14 protein-coding genes are annotated in these 17,594 nt (G+C 67.5%); 7 read left to right on the top strand and 7 right to left on the bottom strand.

The genetic code is table 11. From position 1 onward, the window contains the following. Positions 1-633: 633 nt before the first annotated feature. Positions 634-1,416 carry an ABC transporter permease gene (locus DEBA_RS16500; RefSeq protein WP_013260092.1) on the bottom strand — a complete coding sequence of 261 codons (783 nt, stop codon included), beginning with the start codon at positions 1,414-1,416 and terminating at the stop codon, positions 634-636. A gap of 153 nt (positions 1,417-1,569) precedes the next feature. Between DEBA_RS16500 and DEBA_RS16495 the strand changes: the two genes are divergently transcribed. The 5 genes from DEBA_RS16495 to DEBA_RS16475 are packed head-to-tail and all read left to right on the top strand — an operon-like array spanning position 1,570 to position 7,145. Then, positions 1,570-2,394, top strand: a complete 825-nt coding sequence (locus DEBA_RS16495) for an MBL fold metallo-hydrolase (RefSeq protein WP_013260091.1) — start codon at positions 1,570-1,572, stop codon at positions 2,392-2,394. Positions 2,395-2,397: 3 nt separating this feature from the next. Further along, positions 2,398-3,609: an HD domain-containing phosphohydrolase gene (locus DEBA_RS16490; protein WP_013260090.1), complete on the top strand. Its 1,212-nt coding sequence runs from the start codon at positions 2,398-2,400 to the stop codon at positions 3,607-3,609. Positions 3,610-3,643: 34 nt separating this feature from the next. Further along, positions 3,644-4,126 carry an SH3 domain-containing protein gene (locus DEBA_RS16485; RefSeq protein WP_013260089.1) on the top strand — a complete coding sequence of 161 codons (483 nt, stop codon included), beginning with the start codon at positions 3,644-3,646 and terminating at the stop codon, positions 4,124-4,126. After that, positions 4,123-5,031, top strand: a complete 909-nt coding sequence (locus DEBA_RS16480; RefSeq protein ID WP_013260088.1) for a M48 family metallopeptidase — start codon at positions 4,123-4,125, stop codon at positions 5,029-5,031. Before DEBA_RS16485 ends, DEBA_RS16480 begins: the two co-directional genes overlap by 4 nt. After that, complete coding sequence (locus DEBA_RS16475; protein ID WP_013260087.1) at positions 5,028-7,145, top strand: CHASE2 domain-containing protein; 2,118 nt, start codon at positions 5,028-5,030, stop codon at positions 7,143-7,145. Before DEBA_RS16480 ends, DEBA_RS16475 begins: the two co-directional genes overlap by 4 nt. A 12-nt stretch (positions 7,146-7,157) precedes the next feature. On the opposite strand, the gene DEBA_RS16470 is transcribed toward DEBA_RS16475, so the two are convergent. The 6 genes from DEBA_RS16470 to DEBA_RS16445 form a co-directional block, all read right to left on the bottom strand. After that, a complete protein-coding gene (locus DEBA_RS16470; protein WP_013260086.1) occupies positions 7,158-7,373 on the bottom strand; it encodes a hypothetical protein in 216 nt (71 codons plus the stop codon). Then, positions 7,370-8,164, bottom strand: coding sequence for a J domain-containing protein (locus DEBA_RS16465; RefSeq protein WP_013260085.1), 795 nt, complete (start codon positions 8,162-8,164; stop codon positions 7,370-7,372). Before DEBA_RS16465 ends, DEBA_RS16470 begins: the two co-directional genes overlap by 4 nt. A gap of 322 nt (positions 8,165-8,486) precedes the next feature. Beyond that, positions 8,487-9,890, bottom strand: a complete 1,404-nt coding sequence (locus DEBA_RS16460) for a sigma-54-dependent transcriptional regulator (RefSeq protein WP_013260084.1) — start codon at positions 9,888-9,890, stop codon at positions 8,487-8,489. Further along, positions 9,887-11,221: a PAS domain S-box protein gene (locus DEBA_RS16455; protein WP_013260083.1), complete on the bottom strand. Its 1,335-nt coding sequence runs from the start codon at positions 11,219-11,221 to the stop codon at positions 9,887-9,889. Before DEBA_RS16455 ends, DEBA_RS16460 begins: the two co-directional genes overlap by 4 nt. Before the next feature lie 15 nt (positions 11,222-11,236). After that, entirely contained in the window at positions 11,237-12,127 is an 891-nt protein-coding gene (locus tag DEBA_RS16450; RefSeq protein ID WP_013260082.1) for an MBL fold metallo-hydrolase, read from the bottom strand. An 88-nt stretch (positions 12,128-12,215) separates the two neighbouring features. Continuing rightward, entirely contained in the window at positions 12,216-13,997 is a 1,782-nt protein-coding gene (locus tag DEBA_RS16445) for an ATP-binding protein (protein WP_043814742.1), read from the bottom strand. Between the two features lie 130 nt (positions 13,998-14,127). Here DEBA_RS16445 and DEBA_RS17515 point away from each other — a divergent pair, with 130 nt between their 5' ends. Further along, positions 14,128-16,095, top strand: coding sequence for a sensor domain-containing diguanylate cyclase (locus tag DEBA_RS17515; protein WP_148227894.1), 1,968 nt, complete (start codon positions 14,128-14,130; stop codon positions 16,093-16,095). A 217-nt stretch (positions 16,096-16,312) separates the two neighbouring features. Then, positions 16,313-17,593 (top strand): serine--tRNA ligase, encoded by a 1,281-nt coding sequence (gene serS / locus DEBA_RS16435; RefSeq protein ID WP_013260078.1) that lies wholly within the window; start codon positions 16,313-16,315, stop codon positions 17,591-17,593. Position 17,594: the final 1 nt, after the last annotated feature.

The raw sequence follows: 17,594 nt of genomic DNA, 5'->3' as shown, positions 1-17,594 counted from the left end.
TTCATCAAATTTCATCTTTAATCGCCATAAATCATCGATTTGCATTCCACGGTTATCTGGCGCTGGCCAGTGTTGCAAATATGTGACGTCACGCAGGGCTCAACTAGTGAGATCGATCTAAAAAATTTAGCCTCATGATAGTAGACTAATTTCACAAAGAATATCGTTGCATGGCGGAAATGATAGGCCTGTTTCCCCGGCAGGATCAATCCCTATTTTGTCATGAAAATCATGGGGATTAGTCGTTATTACGGCTCCGTTTCATCAATGCCTAACACTGTTTTGGGCAAATTTTTCGGCGTGATGCCCGCTTTGCGCCGCCGCGCCGGCCTGGTGCGAAGCGGCGCGGCCCTCTGCCGCGCGCCATGACCGGCGCCTGGCTTTTCCTCAATCTTTCAGTGCGGTTTCAACAACAATCAGCGGCGGGCCAACATGTTTTACACACGGTGAAAGGGCCAATCCACTGGTTTTCTACAACGGCATCGGCAATAATGTGTAAAAAATAATCAATATTTAATATATGTTATGCCACTTTTCCACATTTGCTCATCCCGCATCGCGGCGCCTGGCGTCACAAAAAAGCGCGGCCGCCCAGGGCAAACCGAGGCGGCGCTGGCGCGAGCCAGGCGGCGTTCAGATCTTTTCGGCGAAGTATTCTTTGTAGGCCTCGAAAATGCGGATGCCCACGGCCAAAAAGACAAGGCTAATCAAGACCATCAAGCCGAGCAAGTCCCAGCGCGGCTGACGGCCCCAAAAGCAGATGTCCTGGTAGGCCATGGTGAAGATCGTCGCGGGATTGAACAGCGCCAGCCAGCGGAACTGGGCCGGCACGCTGGAGAGCGGATAGAGTATGGGCGTCAGGAAAAACCACAGCGTGATCAGGTTGCCCAGGATATGCCTGGTGTCGCGCAGAAACACGCAGGCCGTGCAGAGGACCAGGGCCAGCGAAAACGTAAACAGCAGATGGGCCAGCGCCACCGCCGGAAACAGCGCCCAATGCCAGCTAAGGCCCTTGCCGCTGGCCAGAAGAAAAACCACCAGCACCGGCAAGCTGAGCAAAAAATTGACAAAATTGACCAGCACCCGGTTTGCCGGCAGCACCTGCATGGGGAATGTCACCTTGGTCACCAGGCTGCCGGCGTCCACCACCGCGCCCGCGCCGTCCAGCAGCGACTGCGAGAAAAATATCCACGGCAACAGCCCCGTGAACATGAACACCGAATAGTGCTCCATCTCCACCCGGAAATACACGCTGAAAACCAGGGAATAAACCAATAGCAGCAGCAGGGGATTAAGGAATGTCCACAGGAAACCCAGCACCGAACCGCGATAGCGGCCCTTGAGCTCGCGGCCGGTCAGGGCCCAGACCAGCGCCCGGTGTCGCCAAAGCTGGCTGATGTGTTGGATCTCTAGCATCGTCACCTTTCCGTTGTCATGGCCAGGGAGGATACCACGGCCCAAGCGGCCCCGAAACGGCTTTTTTGGTCCGGTCCGCCGCCGGGGCTGGCCGTTTGCGGCGGGTCGGTTTAGTATATGCGAGATAGTTCGATCATCCACCGAGGAGACGGCATGCGGCTGACCTTCCACGGCGCGCGGGGTTCGTTCCCCGTGGCCGGGCCAAACTTCACGCGCTTTGGCGGCCAGACCACCTGCCTGGAGCTGCGCCTGGCGGGGCTTGCGCCGCTGGTCATCGACGGCGGCAGCGGCGCGCGTGAACTGGGCCGCCGCCTGCTGGCCGAGGGCGCGGGCGAGACGCTGTTGCTGATGACCCACCTGCACTGGGATCATACCATGGGCCTGCCCTTTTTCGGGCCGCTCTACGCGCCGGGCTGGCGGGTGCGCCTGGGCGGCTGGCCCCGGGCCCTGGCCGGCCTGGCCGGCATGTTCGGCCGGGTGGAGGGCCTGGGCCGCTTTCCGGTGGAGTTTGGCCAGTTGGCCGCGCGCATCGTCCAGGATCCGGCCCTGGCCGCGCCGCGCTTCAAACTGGGCCCGCTGGAGGTGCGCACCACGCCGCTCAACCATCCCCAGGGGGCCATCGGCCTGCGCTTCGAGGCCCACGGCCGCGCCTTGGCCTTCATCAGCGACAACGAACTGGACCCGGCCGCCGCCGCCAGCCAACGCCTGCCCCGCTTTTGCCAAGGCGTCGACGTGCTGGTCCACGACGCCCAGTTCGAACCCGACGAGATGCCCGCGCGCAAGGGCTGGGGCCATTCCGACTGGCGCTCGGCGGTCGAACTGGCCCGGGCCGCCGGGGTGGGCCGGCTGATCCTGACCCACCACGACCCCGACCGCGTTGACGACCAGGTCGAGGCCATCGTCGAAAAGGCCCGCCGCGCCGCCGGCCCGCGCCTTTTGGTCCAGGCCGCCCACGTCGGTCTTACGGTGGAAATCTAGCCCGTGGACGCCTGGCCCGACGATCAAACCACCCTGGGCCGGCTGCTGGCCATGATCGCCGGCACGGTCGCCGCCAACGACGTCGAGCACCTGCTCGACGACATCCTGACCCAGGCCCGACGCCTGGTCGGGGCCGACGCCGGCTCGATCTTTCTGGCCGAGGATGAGGGCCTGCGCTTTGTCCACGTGCAAAACGACAGCCTGGACGGCCACGGCAAGAGCGTCTACATCGATAAGCTCTTGCCCCTGGGCGGGGCTTCGCTGGCCGGCTACTGCGCGGCCACGGGCCAGACGCTCGTCATCGACGAGGCGGCCAATATCCCGGCCACGGCCCCCTATCGCTTCAACGACGCCTATGACCGCCAGAGCGGCTACCAGACCCGCTCGCTGCTGGTCTTGCCCATGACTACCAGCCAGGGCCGCCTGGTGGGCGTGCTGGAGCTGATCAACGCCAAAGCGCCCGATGGCCGGGTGGGGCCTTTTGGCCCCCGCGAGGCGACCCTGGCCGGCTTTTGCGCGGCCTCGGGGGCCATCGTCCTGGAGCGGGCGCTGATCACGCGCCAGTTGATCCTGCGCACCATGCGCATGGCCGAGCTGCGCGACCCCAAGGAGACCAGCGCCCACGTCAACCGGGTCGGCGGCGTGGCCGCGCTGGTTTTCGAGCGCCTGGCCGAGAGCCGCGGCCTGGCCGGCGACCAACTGCGCCGCCAGACCGACCTGATCCGCGTGGCGGCCATGCTCCACGACGTGGGCAAGGTGGCCGTCAGCGACGTGATCCTGCAAAAGCCCGGCCCCCTGACCGACGACGAGTTCAACCAGATGAAAGACCACGCCCTGGCCGGCGCGCGGCTTTTCGACGAGGCCACCTGCGACCTGGATCGCATGGCCCGTGTCATCGCCCTGCGCCACCACGAAAGCTGGGATGGTGGCGGTTATCCGGGGCGCTACGTCCTCCGGCCGGGCGGCCTGGCCACGCCCGGCCCCGGCCTGCGCGGCGAGGAGATCCCCCTCTCGGCCCGCGTGGTCGCCCTGGCCGATGTTTACGACGCCCTGATCTCCACGCGCGTCTACAAACCGGCCTGGCCCGAAAACGACGTGTTGGCCTTTCTCCGCCAGCAAGCGGGGGCAAAGTTCGACCCGGCGGTGGTCGCGGCCTTTTTCCAGGTTTACGAGGCGGTGCGGGCGGTGCATCATAAGTTTCATGAAAGCGACTGAACCATCACAAGCAACTGACAAACGGAGGATATCCATGACCGGTCGGAGGCTGTTGTTGACGGCCGCGCTGGTTTTGTGCGCCTGCGCGGCCTGGGCGGCGGTCCAGACGATGAGCGTGCAGGTCAAACAGGCTCAACTGCGGGCCCAGCCGACGTTCTTGTCGCCGGTGGTGGCCACGGCGGCCTATGGCCAAAGGGTGCATTGCGACGAGGAAAAGGGCGACTGGTTGGCGGTGCTCAGCCAAAACGGCGACCGGGGCTGGCTGCACCGTTCGGCTCTGACCGAAAAGACCATCGAGATGAGCGCCGGCGACGCCGCGGCCGGGGCCTCGGGCGAGGAAATGGTCCTGGCCGGCAAGGGCTTCAACAAGCAGGTCGAGGACAGCTACCGGGCCAATCACGGCGACCTGGGCTACAAGTTCGTCGATCAAGCCGAAAAGGATTATCCCGTCAACCAACAGCAATTGCTGGCCTTTTTGCAGGCCGGCGGGCTGGATGGCCAGGGAGGCGCCCAATGAAAAAGCGCGTTTTGCTCAACCTGGCCCTGGCCCTGAGCCTGGTCGTGGCCGCCTCGGCCCAGGCCGGGTTCATGGATAGCCTCTCCGACGCCGTCAGCGTGGCCGAAAAGGCTGTCAGCATCACCGACAGCGCCGTCAAGGTGGGCACGGCCGCTCAAAAGGCCAGCCAGGACATCACCCCCGAGCAGGAGTATTACATCGGCCGGGCCGTGGGGGCCACCATCCTGGGCAAGTATCGGCCGGTGAACGACAAACGGCTCAACACCTACGTCAACTACGTGGGCCTGGCCGTGGCCGGAGCCTCCGATCGGCCCGACACCTTTGGCGGCTATCACTTCCTGGTCTTCGATTCGCCCGAGATCAACGCCTTCGCCTGCCCCGGCGGGCTGATCCTGGTCTCCAGGGGCCTGGTGGGCCTGTGCCAAAACGAGGACGACCTGGCCGCCGTGCTGGCCCACGAGGTGGGCCACGTGCAATATCAGCACGGCCTGGGGGCCATCGGCCAGAGCCGCATCATCGACCTGCTGCGCGTCACCGGCGCCGAGGGCTTCAAGCAGTTTGGCAGCGGCCAGGTGGCCCAGATGGAAACGATCTTCGCCGGCTCCATCGGCGATGTGGTCGAGACCATGGCCGAGACCGGCTACAGCAAGGGCCAGGAAAAAGAAGCCGACCTGGCGGCGGTGGCCATTCTGGGCCGGGTGGGCTACGATCCCCAAGGCCTGGCCAGGGTGCTGCAAGCGATGAAAAACGCGCGCGGGGCCGGCGAGGAGGGCTTTTTCAAGACCCACCCCGACCCTGACGAGCGCCTGGAGTCGATCGCCGAGGCCCTGGCCCAGGCCCCGCCCGTCAGCGTTCCCCCGGCGCGGGTCCAGCGCTTCCAGACGGTCACGGCCGCCATCCGGTGAGCCGGCTCAAGTTGTGGCGCTTGGCCGCCCTGGGCCTGCTGGCCGGGCTGGCCGCCACGCTGTTGTGGGGCCTGGGCGCGCTGGAGCGCCTGGAGGGCCTGAGCTGGGACGTTCGGGCCAAATTGCTGGCCCGTCCCGGGCCGGCCAGCGGCCAGGTGGCGGTTATCGTCGTCGATCAGGCCAGCCTGGACTGGGTCAGCGCCCAGTTTCAACTGAGCTGGCCCTGGCCACGCCAGGTCCACGAGGCGGTGGTGGCCTTTTGCCGCCGGGCCGGGGCCAAGGCCGTGGCCTTTGACATCCTCTTCACCGAGCCCTCCAACCTGGCCGGCGACGACGAGGCCCTGGCCCAGGCCCTGCGCCAGGGCCCGCCAACGGCCCTGGCCGGGGTGATCGGCCAACGTCTGGGCCCGGACCTGACGCCGCCGCCGTGGGTCGTCGCCCGGTGGCCGGCCGCCAGCGGTCTGAGCCAGTGGTCGGCCACGGCCGCGCCGGAGGTTATGGCCCGGCGGGGCCTGCTGCCGGTGGCCGAACTGGGCCGGGCGGCGGCGCTGGTGGGCAACGTGGCCCACCAGCCCGACGCCGATCAGATCGTGCGCCGGGCCGAGATGTTTCGCCTCTGGGATGGCCGCCTGGTCCCGTCGTTGCCCCTGGCGGCCCTGCTGGCCGGCGGTGAGGCCGGCGCGCTGGGCCTGACGCCGGGCCGGCTGAGCCTGGGCCGGCGCGTGGTGGCCATCGACGATCAGGCCAGGGCCGTGCTCAATTATCGTGGCGGGCCGGGCGCGCACCAGCGCCTGAGCGCGGCCCGGGTCATCCGCGCCGAGATGCAACTGCGCGAGGGCGCGCCGCCCGATGTGGACCCCAAGCTCCTGGCCGGGCGCTATGTGTTGGTGGGCTACAGCGCGCCGGGGCTCATGGACCTGCGGGTCTCGCCCCTGGCGGCGGCCCATCCGGGCGTGGAGATCCAGGCCACCGCCCTGGATAACCTGCTCTCCGGCGATTTCATCAACCCGGCCCCGCCATGGCTATGGGCGCTGTTGACCCTGGCCATGGGTCCGCTGGCCGCCCTGGCCGGCGGGTTGGGCGGCCGGGCCTGGCAAACGGTTCTGGCCGGCTGCCTGCTGACGCCCCTGCCGGCGGTCGTGGGCCTGGCCGGCTACGCCGCCGGCGCGTGGCTGCCCGTGGCCGGCCCGACCCTGGCCGCGCTGGGCGGCCTGGCCGCGGCGGCGGTGCACAACTACGCCACCGAGGGCCGGCAGAAGCGCTTCATCCGCGCGGCCTTTCGGCACTACCTCAGTCCGGCGGTCATCGACCAACTCATGGCCGACCCCTCGCGGCTGCGCCTGGGCGGCCAGCGCCGCGAACTGAGCATCTTTTTCAGCGACCTGCAAGGCTTCACCAGCATCTCCGAGGGCCTGGAGCCCCAGGAGCTGACCACGCTATTGAACGACTACCTCTCGGCCATGACCGACATCATCCTTGATGAAGGCGGCACCCTGGATAAATACGAGGGCGACGCCATCATCGCCTTCTGGAACGCGCCCCTCGATCAGCCCGATCACGCCGCGCGGGCCTGCCGGGCGGCCCTGCGCTGCCAGGCCGAACTGGCCCGCCTGCGACCGGAGTTTCGCCGGCGGGTGGGCCAGGATCTGTTCATGCGCGTGGGCATAAACAGCGGGCCGGTGGTGGTGGGCAACATGGGCTCGCGCGAGCGCTTCGACTACACCGTGCTGGGCGACGCGGCCAACCTGGCCTCGCGCCTGGAGGGGGCCAACAAGGCCTTTGGCGCGTATCTGATGGTCTCGGAGGAGACCTGGCGACGGACCGAGGGGGCCTTTGCCGGCCGCGAACTGGGGCTTATCCGCGTGGTGGGCCGGGCCCAGCCGGTGCGGGTCTTCGAGCCGCTGGCGATGGCGGCGGGGCCTGTCGGGCCGACGATGGCGGCCTTTGCCCAGGCGCTGGCAGCCCTGCGCCAGGGCGATTTGCCGGGGGCCGCCGAGCGCTTCGCCGCCCTGGCCCCCGATGACCCGCCGGCGGCGGCCTACGCCCGGCATTGCCAGCAGTTTCTGGCGGCCGGGCAAGGCTGGGACGGCGTTTGGATTTTGGGCGAAAAATAAAGACGCGCGGCGCTAATACACGTAGCGGTCGAGAAAAAAGCCGCGCGGCGTGAGCTGGGCCGGGGCCTGGCCCGGCGGCTGATAGCCGGGCAGGATGCGCGGCTGGGGCTCGTCGTCGGCCAGGGGGCCCAGGGGCGGGGCGTCGTGGCTACGGTCGCGTTTGGCCCGGCTGGGCCGGGCGGCCAACCAGCCGCCGCGCCCGAGGCCGCCGATGCGTCCGGCGCTCACGCCTCACCGCCACGGCTGGCCCGCAGAATCTCCAGCCAGATCCGCCGGCCGCCGGCCAGATCCACCGGCAAACGCTGGCCGTGGGTCAGGCGGGCGGGCAGGTCGATCCAAACCATGTCCGAACGGGTGATGCGCCCCCGGCCGCCACAGGCCGGGCAGACCTGGCCGGCCCCGTCGCCGTGGCGTAGGCCGCCGCCCAGGCAGACCGGGCAGGTCAATGTCATGCGCAGCGGCAGTTCCACGCCCGCCGGGTCGCCCTGGGTCAGCAGACGATAAACCGTCTCGTCGCCTTGCTGGTGGGCGCTTTGCAGCCGGCAGCAATCGGCCGGCCGGCCAGCAGCCTGGGCGGCCCGAGCCGGGCCGGCGACCCGAGCCGGGCTGGCGGCGCGGTTTGGACCGAAGGTGATGAAGGGCGTCGGCGCGCTAGTGGGCGGGGCCTGGGGCGAGCGGGGCGGCTGGGGCCGCGATTGGTCCGGGGTGGGCCGGGCGTCGGCTTGGCGCTGGGCGGCGCGCTGGCGCAGGATGTCGCCGCCGATGAAGTCTTCCAGATCAAAGCGCCGCCAATCCGGCCCGGCGGCGCGGCGTTGTTCTTCCTGGGCCAGGTGCTCCAAGACTTTTTTGTAGGCGCGGTTGACCTTGGCCATCATCACGCCCAGCGCGCCGGGGTGCAGGTCGGGGTGCAGGGCCTTGGCCAGGCGGTGATAGGCCTGGCGGGCCTGGTCCAGGGTGGTGGCCCCCGGCCGCAGGTCCAACTGGGCGTAGGATTCGATTATCTCGGGAGCCAGGGCCATGTCGCCGCCTCTTTTCCGGCCCATGCGGGGCCAGGTCGGGTGTGCGACCAAGGCGATTGCAAGGGCCGGGCCAAAGAGGCGCTGGCGGATAAGCATCGATAATTACAAGATAATTTATTAGGCGCGCGGGAGATTTTGACGAAAGGCCGCGCACGGCGCTACGCGCTTGCGGGGCCGGGCAGCCAGAAGTTTCGGCCCAGGCGGCGGGACCGTCGAGGGTTTGACGCAAATATTGTCAGTGATGGCGTAATGTTAGCAAAAGTGCGCACGCCGCTTCACGGCTTGCGCGCCAAGATGCGCACCAGCCCACTCGGCGGGACCGTTACAGGCCCAGATCCTGGATCTTGGTGATCAGCGCCCGCCGCGACAGGCCCAGCATCTGGGAGGCCCTGGTGCGGTTGCCCTGACAGGCCTCCAAGGCCCGGCCTATGACTTGCTTTTCGGCTTGGGCGCAGACGAGCTTCAAGACTTTTTTCAGGTCGAACTCATCGGGCGGCACGCTGACGCGCAGGCCGCCGGCCTGGGCGGTCAGGCTGGCCGGCAGGTCGTCGGGGCCGATCAGCGGCCCGTCGGACATGACCACGGCCTGCTCGATGATGTTTTCCAACTCGCGGACGTTGCCGGGCAGCTCGGCGGCGGCCAGGATCTCCAGGGCCCTGGCGTCCAGGCGCTTTTGGCCCAGGCCGTGGCGGGCGGCGGCCTTGTCGAGGAAGTGCCGGGCCAGAAGCGGCACGTCCTCGGGGCGCTGGCGCAGGGGCGGCAGGTGGATGGGGATGACGCTGAGGCGATAGAACAGGTCTTGGCGAAAGCCGCCGCTCTGGGCTTCGGCGGCCAGGTCGCGGTTGGTGGCGGCGATGATGCGGATGTCGACCTTGCGCGGGGCGCTCTCGCCCACGCGCCTGATCTCGCCCTCTTGCAGGGCGCGCAGCAGCTTGGCCTGCACGTCCAGGGGCAGTTCGCCGATCTCGTCCAGAAACAGGCTGGAGCCGTCGGCCTCCTCGAAGAGGCCCTGCCGCGAGCGGTCGGCCCCGGTGTAGGCCCCCTTGGCCGCGCCGAAAAGCTCGCTTTCGATGAGCGTGGCCGGGATGGCCGCGCAGTTGACGGCGACAAAGGGCCGCTGGCCCCGGGGCGAGTTGTAGTGGATGGCCCGGGCCACCAATTCCTTGCCCGTGCCGCTTTCGCCGCTGATCAGCACCGTGGCCATGGTGCCGGCCACCTTGCGCAGCACGGCGAAGACCTTTTGCATGGCCGGCCCCGCGCCGATGATGTTGCCGAAATCATAGCGGCTGGCCACCTCCGAGCGCAGGCGGCGGTTGTCGGCGATGATGCGCCGGCGCTCCATGGCCTTTTCCAGCACCAGGAGGATTTCGTCTTCCTTGAAGGGCTTGCCGACGTAGTCGAAGGCCCCCTGCTTCATGGCCGCCAGGGCGGTGTCGACGCTGGCGTAGGCGGTGATCATGATCACGGTCTGGTCGGGGTCGAGCTGGCGCAGGTGGCCGAGGACGGTGATGCCGTCGATGTCGGGCATTTTCAGGTCGAGGATGACCACGTCGAAGACGTCGGCGGCGAATTTTTCCAGGGCCTCGCCGCCGCCGCCGGCGGTCTCGACGCCGTAGCCCTGGCGCTGAAGCATCACCTCCAGCACGCGGCGCACGTGCTGTTCGTCGTCGACCACCAGCACATGGCCCTTGTTGGCGGCGGGGCGTTGGGTTTGGTTTTGGCTCATGTGGCTGCCTCCGGTGGCGCGGGGGGCGCGCCCGCGGCCGGTTGTTCGGCCGTGGAACGCTCCAGGTCCAGGATCATCTCGCGGCCGATGTAGACCTTGGTGTGAAAGCTGGTGATGCGGTTGAGCCGCTGAGTGACGCGGGCCATCTGGTTGGCCGCCTCGATGATGCGACTCATGCGGCCATGCAGGGGGTGGGAGTCGTCCAGGGCCAGCATGATCAACTCGGCCTGCATCAGCACCGTTTGCAGGGGCTGGTTCAGCTCGTGGCAGGCCGCGCCGGCGGTCTGGATGGCCGCCTCGACCTTCTGGTTCAGGCGCTCCTGTTCCTCGGCCAGCAGGCGGTCGGTGATGTCGGAGAGAAAATAGAGCGCCGCCGGCCGGCCCTCCCACTGCACGAACACGCCCGTGGCCTCGACCCAGGCCAGCCGGCCGTCCACCGCGCCGACGCGAAAGCGCTTGGCGCCGTAGGCGCGGCTCTCGGCCATGCGCCGCGCGTGGGAGCCGGCCACGCTTTGGCGGTCGTCGGGGTCGATCACGGCGGTGAAAGGCCGGCCGATCAGGCGCTCGCGGGGCAGGCCGGTGACGTGCTCCACCCAGGGGTTGACGTAGAGCACGCGGTCTTCATCGACGACGACGATGCCCTCCACGGCGTTTTCCACCACCAGGCGATATTTGCCCTCGGCGTCGGCCAAGCGGCGCATCTGCTCGAACGAACGCCGGCGCAGGGCGTTCTGGCGGCCGACCAGCAGCACGCCGAACATGTTGACCAGGACCATCAGCAAGGCGGTGTTGAGGATATATTTGAAATCGACGCCGTGGTTGGTCAGCCCCAAGGTCGCCAGGCACAGCGCGCTGACCACCACCCCGCCCAAGGTCAAGGCCGCCAGCCGCACCGGCGGGATGACGTAAAAGACCACCACCATGATGATCATCGTCGACGGCATGGTGCCCGGCCCGGCGGTCTTGTGGCCGACCACCAGCGCCAGCGTCAGCCCGAAGCCGAGCTCCATGGCCAGCACGGCCCAGGATATGTTGGGCGAATAGGCCGGCCGCCGGGCCATGGCCCAGGGCAGCATGGCCACGGCCAGACTGGCCAGGCGCGCGGCCTGGCAGAGCAGAAAGGCCCGGCCCGGGCCCATGGCCAAATAGTCGACCACGCCGGCCGCGAAAAACATGATCCCGCCGATCATGGCGCTCAGGCGGATCAAGCGCGAAAGCTCCGGCCAGGAGTGCTCTTGGTAGGCCAGTTCCCAGGCCGGGTCGGCGAACTCACCGGCCCAGGTCAGGGCCTGGCCGCGGCTGGCCGGGTCGGCGACGGCTTGTTTGGTCAAGGGGAGCGTCCTTCCTCAACTCAGGCGATAGGCGTTGTTTTCGAAGACGGCCTCGCCCGTGGCCAGCAACTCCCCCAGGTGCTTGCCCATGATGGCTTTTTCGCCGAAGTCGATGAACTCCTTTGGCATTTTGGCCTGTTGATAGACGATGCGCGCGGCGACGACCTCGTCGATGGTCCGCGGCTTGGTCAGCAACCCGCGCAGGGCCTGGCGGCGGCGTTCGATGACGGCCAGGTAGTCGTCCCACAGCCGGCCGGGCTGGGTGGTGAACAGGCCCTGACCGTGACAGGCGACCCAGGCCTGGGCCGGCAACTGGCGCAGGCGGCGCACCGAGTCTTCGGTCTGGGCGATGCTGGAGTGACGGTCGCCGTACCAGGGGCCAAAGGGCGTCAGGTCGTAGTCGGCCAGAAACAGCACGGCCGGCTCGCGGAAAAACAGCGCCAGGTGGCCCGGCGTGTGGCCGGGCGCGGCGATGACCTCCACCGTGACCACGCCCAGGTCGATGACCTGGCCGTCTTCCAGCCAACCGGCCGGCCGGCGGGGCCGATAGTGAAAGTCCTTTTCCATCATCGCCCGCCAGATTTGGCGATAATCGCCTTCCATGTCGTACCAGTCGAGAAAGGTCTCGATGTCGGCCAGGGGCGGGGCGTCGGCCTGGTGGACAAAAAGCGCCGCGTCCTCGAATAGATCCAGGTGGGTCATGTGGTCTTCGTGCCAGTGGCTGAGCCAGACATGGCCCACGCCCGGCCCGGCGGCCAGTTCGGCCAGGCGGCGGCGATCGGAGGCCGGGTCGATGAGCACGCCGGCGCCATCTATATAGATGGAATGGCAGCTGGGGTATTTGCCCTTGTTGGGCCCGGGCAGAAAGCGCACCGGGCCCAAGGCGGTTTCGCTGGGCTGGCTCATGGCGCCCCGAGTCCTTTCAGAATCCAGATGGCCGCGCTGAGGATGGCCATGGCGGCCATGGTCAGCAGCAGGTCTTTTTGCCAAGGCTTCATGCCTGGTCCTCGGCCTGGGCCGGCGGCAGGAGCACGGTGAAGGTGGTTCCCTTGCCCAGGGCGCTGGCCACCTCGATGCGGCCGCCGCCGGCGCTGATGATTCTATCACAGATGGAGAGCCCCAGGCCCGTGCCTTGGCCCGGCGGCTTGGTGGTGAAAAAGGGGTCGAAGATCAGGGGCAGCTTGTCGGGGCCGATGCCGGGGCCGGTGTCGGCGAACTCCATGCGCAGCCAGCCGGCCTGCTCGCGGGTGCTGATGGTCAGTTGACCGCCGCCGGCCATGGCCTGGGCGGCGTTGATGACCATGTTGAGCACGACCTGCTGGAGCTGGTCGCGGTCCAGGCTGACCTTGGGCAGGTTGCGGGCCAGGTCGCGTTGGATGGAGAGGTTGTCCTGGCTGAGGCGCTTGGAGGTGAAAAACATGTTCAGCACGGCCTCGATGGCCTGATTGACGTCCACGGGCTGGCCCAGGTATTGGCTGGGCCGCGAATAATCCAGCAGCTCGCGGATGATGCGGTTGATGCGCTCGGTCTGCTCGGCGATGGCCCCGGCGAACTCGCGGCGTTCAGCCGGGGTGGTGTCGTCGCTGTCGAGCAACTGGGCGTAGCCGCCGATGGCCGCCAGGGGGTTGCCGATCTCGTGGGCCACGCCGGCGGCCAGGATGCCCACCGAGGCCAGTTTTTCGGCGTGCATGAGCTGGCGCTCCAGGGCCTTGCGCCGCGTGACGTCGCGGACGATGGCCAGCACCTCGCCGGTGTCGGGCAGGGGCGTGGTGCTCACCAGCACCGAAAAGCCGTGGCCGCCGGGGGCTTGCAGCTCCAGTTCCTCGCTGAGCGGCGCGCCAAGGCCCAGCATGGCCGCGGCGCGGGCCCGCTCCAAAAACAGCGGGGCCAGGGGTCGGCCGACCAGGGCCTGGCGCTGGAGGCCAAACGACGAGGCGGCCTGGTTGGCGTAGGTGACGCGGCCTTCGGCGTCGGAGATGATGATCAGATCGGAGGCGGTGTCGAGGACTTGTTGCAGATACTCGCGGGCCTGGTGGGCCTCCAGTTCGCTGGCCAAGAGGCGTTCGTTGATCTCGCCCAGTTGATCGATGAGCCGGGCGTTGGCCAGGGCGGCGGCGGCGTGGTCGCAGAGGATGGTCAGGGCCCTGGCGTGATCCTCGCTGAAGGCGCCGGGGCTCTGGCTGCACAGGATGATCGCGCCCAGAATCTGCTGGCGGGCGATCAGCGGCAAGGCGATCAGCGAGGCCGCGCCCGGCGGCAGGATTTCGGGCCATTGGCCGGCCGGCGGCGAGTGGTCGGTGGGGGACAGCAGCAGGATGCGCCCCTCGCCGACAGCCTCGCCCAGGGGCCCTTCGCCCAGGGTCAGGCATTGGCCTGGCGTGGGCTCCTCGATGATCGACGGGCTTTCGGCGGCGCGGTCGAAAACGGCCAGGGGCTCCAGGCGGGTCATCTCGGGGTCGGTGAGCAGCAGGCAGGCGAAATCGGCCGGCAGCTCGCTGATGACCACCTCCACCAGGCCCAGGCCCAGACCGCGCAGATCCTCGGCCTGGCGCAGCACGTCGCTGACCCAGCGGATGAGCGAAAGCTCCTCGATCTTGGCGTCGAACTCCTGATAAATGCGGGCCAGGGTTTCCTTGTAGGTGGCCAGGGCGGCCTGCTGTTCGCGGGCCAGGACCAGCAGTTCCTCGCGGGTTTTGTTGTCCAGTTGATCGGCCAAGGAGCCTCGCGGTCGCCGCCCGGCGGCCAAGTCGAGCCGCCAGCTGATAAATCGCGCCATTAGCACATCGACGCGGAGTAAGATGATTTATGATACCATTTTTGCGTATCATGCACGAAAAAGCGCGCCCGTGGCCGGCCCGGCCACGCGTGCGACGGGCCAGGCGACGGCCGGTCCGCTGGAGTGGCGGTTGAGCCAAAAAGACGTGCTGCATGTGTGGAGCGCCCGGCCCAGGCTTTCGGCCGGGCTGCACCGGGCGGCGGAGGCGGCGGGCCTGCGCTTGGCGCGCCTGCGGGCCGACCGCGCCGGGTTGGAGGAGTTTCTGGCCCGGGGCGGCGGCTTGTTGCTGCTCGACGAGCCGGGCCAGCAACAGCGCCGCGAGTTGGCCGGCTTGCTGGCCCTGGGCCGGGCGGTGGTGTTGGAGCCCCGCGCCGAGGTGAGCCTGACCCAGGCCCTGAACGTGGGCCAGAGCTTCACCCATCTGCTGCTGCCGCGCCGCAACCTGGCCGCGGCCCTGGCCGCCGCCCTGCCCCTGGCCCAGCGCCTGCTCGAAAACGGCCCCGACATCTGTGGGCTGGGCCAATGGGGCGTGGACGCCGCCAGCCACCTGGGGCCGCTGTTGAGTTTCGCCGCCAAGTTCCAGGTGGCCGATTACGCCGACGAACACGAGCTTTTCGAGAGCGTGACCAACTTTTTGTGCCAGCGCCTGCCCTTCGAGCGGGCCATGCTTTTCATCCTGGAGCACGACGGCCGGCTGATGTTGCGGGCCCTGAGTTGGCCCGGCGGCGACGCCACGCGCCTGCGGCGGGCCCTTGCCGATCAACCGCCGGCGCTCGACGGCCAGACCCCCGAATACGAGCTTTTCGCCCTGGGCCGGGCCTTGCCCGTCTCGCCCGAGCACAACACTTTTTTTCCGCCGGCGGCCCGCGCCATGTTGCGCGGCGGTGAGGTGGCCCTGGCCCCGCTCTACGCCGACCAAGAGATGCTGGGCGTCATCGCCGTCGATCACGCCGGGCTTTCCGGCGAGGTGATGAGCGAGGGCGAGTTGGCCCTGCTGGAGACGGCCGCGGCCATGGTCGGCGCGTTGATCAACAATTTCAAACTGTTCCGTGCCCTGGAAGGCAAGGCCGCCGAGTTGGAGCGCCGCCTGCGCGAGCTGACCGTCCTGGGCCAACTGACCAGGGTGCTCAACGGCTCCGCCGGGCCAGACGAGATGGCCGAGGCCATGCTGCGGGTGGTGGCCGACGAGTTGGGGGCCACCTATGGCTTCATCTATCTGCTCGACGAGGAAACCCGCCGCCTGCGCATGATCAGCCGTCTGAACCTCAGCGAGGCGATGGTCAAGAGCTGGCGGGTGATCAGGGGCGTCAACCCCGAGGGCCTGGAAAAGGCCATGGACCAGTTATCCAGCGATCACGGCAGGTTGAAATCGCTGGTGGGCATGCCGCTGCCCGGCTACTATGGCCCCACGGTGTTGCGGGCGATCCATTCGCGCCGCAAGATCGTGGGCCTGTGGGGCCTGGGCCGCGAAAACGGCGCGCCGGAATTCTCGGCCGACGACACGCGTATTCTGGCCATCGCCGACGAGCAACTGGGCGTGGCGGTCAATTCGTTGCGCCTGAGCCACATGGCCTCTACCGACGGCCTGACGGGCCTGTTCACGCGCCGCCACTTCGTCGACACCCTCGAGCACGAGCTGCGCGTGGCCCGTTACCTGCACTACCCTTTGTCGATGCTCCTGCTCGACGCCGATCATTTCAAGAACGTCAACGACACCCACGGCCACCAGGCCGGTGACGAGGTGCTGCGGGCCCTGGCCAGGGTGATCGTCGAAAACATCCGCTCCAGCGACACCTGCGCGCGCATCGGCGGCGAGGAGTTCGCCGTGCTCTTGCCCCGTTGCCAGCAGGATCAGGCCTTCAAGCTGGCCGAGAAGATCCGGCGAAAGGTCGGAGAACTTACTGTTATATATAACGAAAAACAAATAAAGCTCACTATCAGCCTGGGCGTGGCCAGCTTCAATCCCGGTGACGAACCCTCCATTGAGGAAGTCATCCGCCGGGCCGATCTGGCCATGTATCAATCCAAGGCCGCCGGTCGCAATCGCACCACCGTCTGGGTCAAGGAGCCCAAAAAGGCCTCCGGCGGACGGCGCTGATTTTGGGCCGCCGACGGTGGACAAGGGCGGTAGTTTGTAGTAAAGCCTGACTTGGTTCGGACCGAAACCACCTGGCCCGCCCAAAAAAATCATTGCCCAAGCCAACTGGGCGGTTTGACACGCATTCTCGATTATGCTACGCTCTGCGCAAAGGCCAAGCCCGCGCCTTCTTTTGGTCGAGGCGTGGCGGCCCCCGCAGCCAACAAGGAGCCGGCCGGTGCTGGATCTCAAATTCGTCCGCGAAAATTTCGACTTGGTGCAAAGATCCATTGCCCAGCGCAACGGCAAGGTCGACCTGGAGACCTATGGCCGCCTCGACGAGCGCCGTCGCCAGGTTCTGCCCGAGCTGGAGAGCCTGCGCTCGACGCGCAACGACGTCAGCGCCCAGGTGGCGCGCCTGAAAAAGGCCGGCGAGGACGCCTCCGGCCTTTTCGAACAAATGAAAGACGTGGGCGCGCGCATCAAGGATCTGGAGGCCGAGTTGGCCCAGGTCGAGCAGGAGCTGGGCCAGTTGATGCTGACCATCCCCAACCTGCCCCACCAGAGCACGCCCGTGGGCAAGGGCGAGGAGGACAACCCCGTCGTCTCGGTCTGGGGCCAGCCGCCTGTTTTTGATTTCGAGCCGCTCAACCACTGGGACATCGGCGTGAACCTGGACATCATCGACTTCGAGCGGGCCGTGCGCATGGCCGGATCGCGTTTCGCGGTGATGAAGGGGGCCGGCGCGCGTCTGGAGCGGGCGCTGATCGGCCTGATGCTAGACACCCACACGACCGCCCACGGTTACACCGAGATTTTGCCGCCGCTGATGGTCAACACCCGGGCGCTGACCGGCACCGGCCAGTTGCCCAAGTTCGCCGAGGACTCCTTCAAGGTGGAGGGCGCGGACTATTGGTTGATCCCCACCGCCGAGGTGCCTCTGACCAACCTGCACATGGACGAGGTTCTCGACGGCGACAAGCTGCCCTTGTGCTACACGGCCTACACGCCCTGCTTCCGGGCCGAGGCCGGCAGCCACGGCAAAGACGTGCGCGGCTTGATCCGCCTGCATCAGTTCGACAAAGTGGAGTTGGTGCGCATCTGCCGGCCCGAGGACAGCTACGAAAACCTGGAGGTGCTGACCGGCCACGCCGAGGCGATTTTGCGCCTTTTGGGCCTGCCCTATCGCAAGATCGTCCTTTGCACCGGCGATCTGGGCTTTTCGGCGGCCAAGACCTACGACCTGGAGGTCTGGCTGCCCGGCCAAAACCGCTACCGCGAGATCAGTTCGTGCAGCAACTGCGAGGCCTTCCAGGCTCGGCGGGCGGGCATTCGCTTCAAGGACAAGGGCCGCAAAGGGACCACCCTGGCCCACACGCTCAATGGATCGGGCCTGGCGGTGGGCCGGGCGCTGGTGGCTATCCTGGAAAATTATCAGCAGGCTGACGGCTCGGTGAAGATTCCCGAGGCGCTTTTGCCCTACATGGGCGGACAGCAAACCATCAAAGCCGCGGAGTAGA

The organism is Desulfarculus baarsii DSM 2075 (assembly GCF_000143965.1).
In the GTDB taxonomy this organism is placed as follows: Bacteria; Desulfobacterota; Desulfarculia; order Desulfarculales; family Desulfarculaceae; genus Desulfarculus; species Desulfarculus baarsii.
Note: the sequence above shows the minus strand (reverse complement) of the source record. Positions and strands in the feature narration are given on the sequence as shown.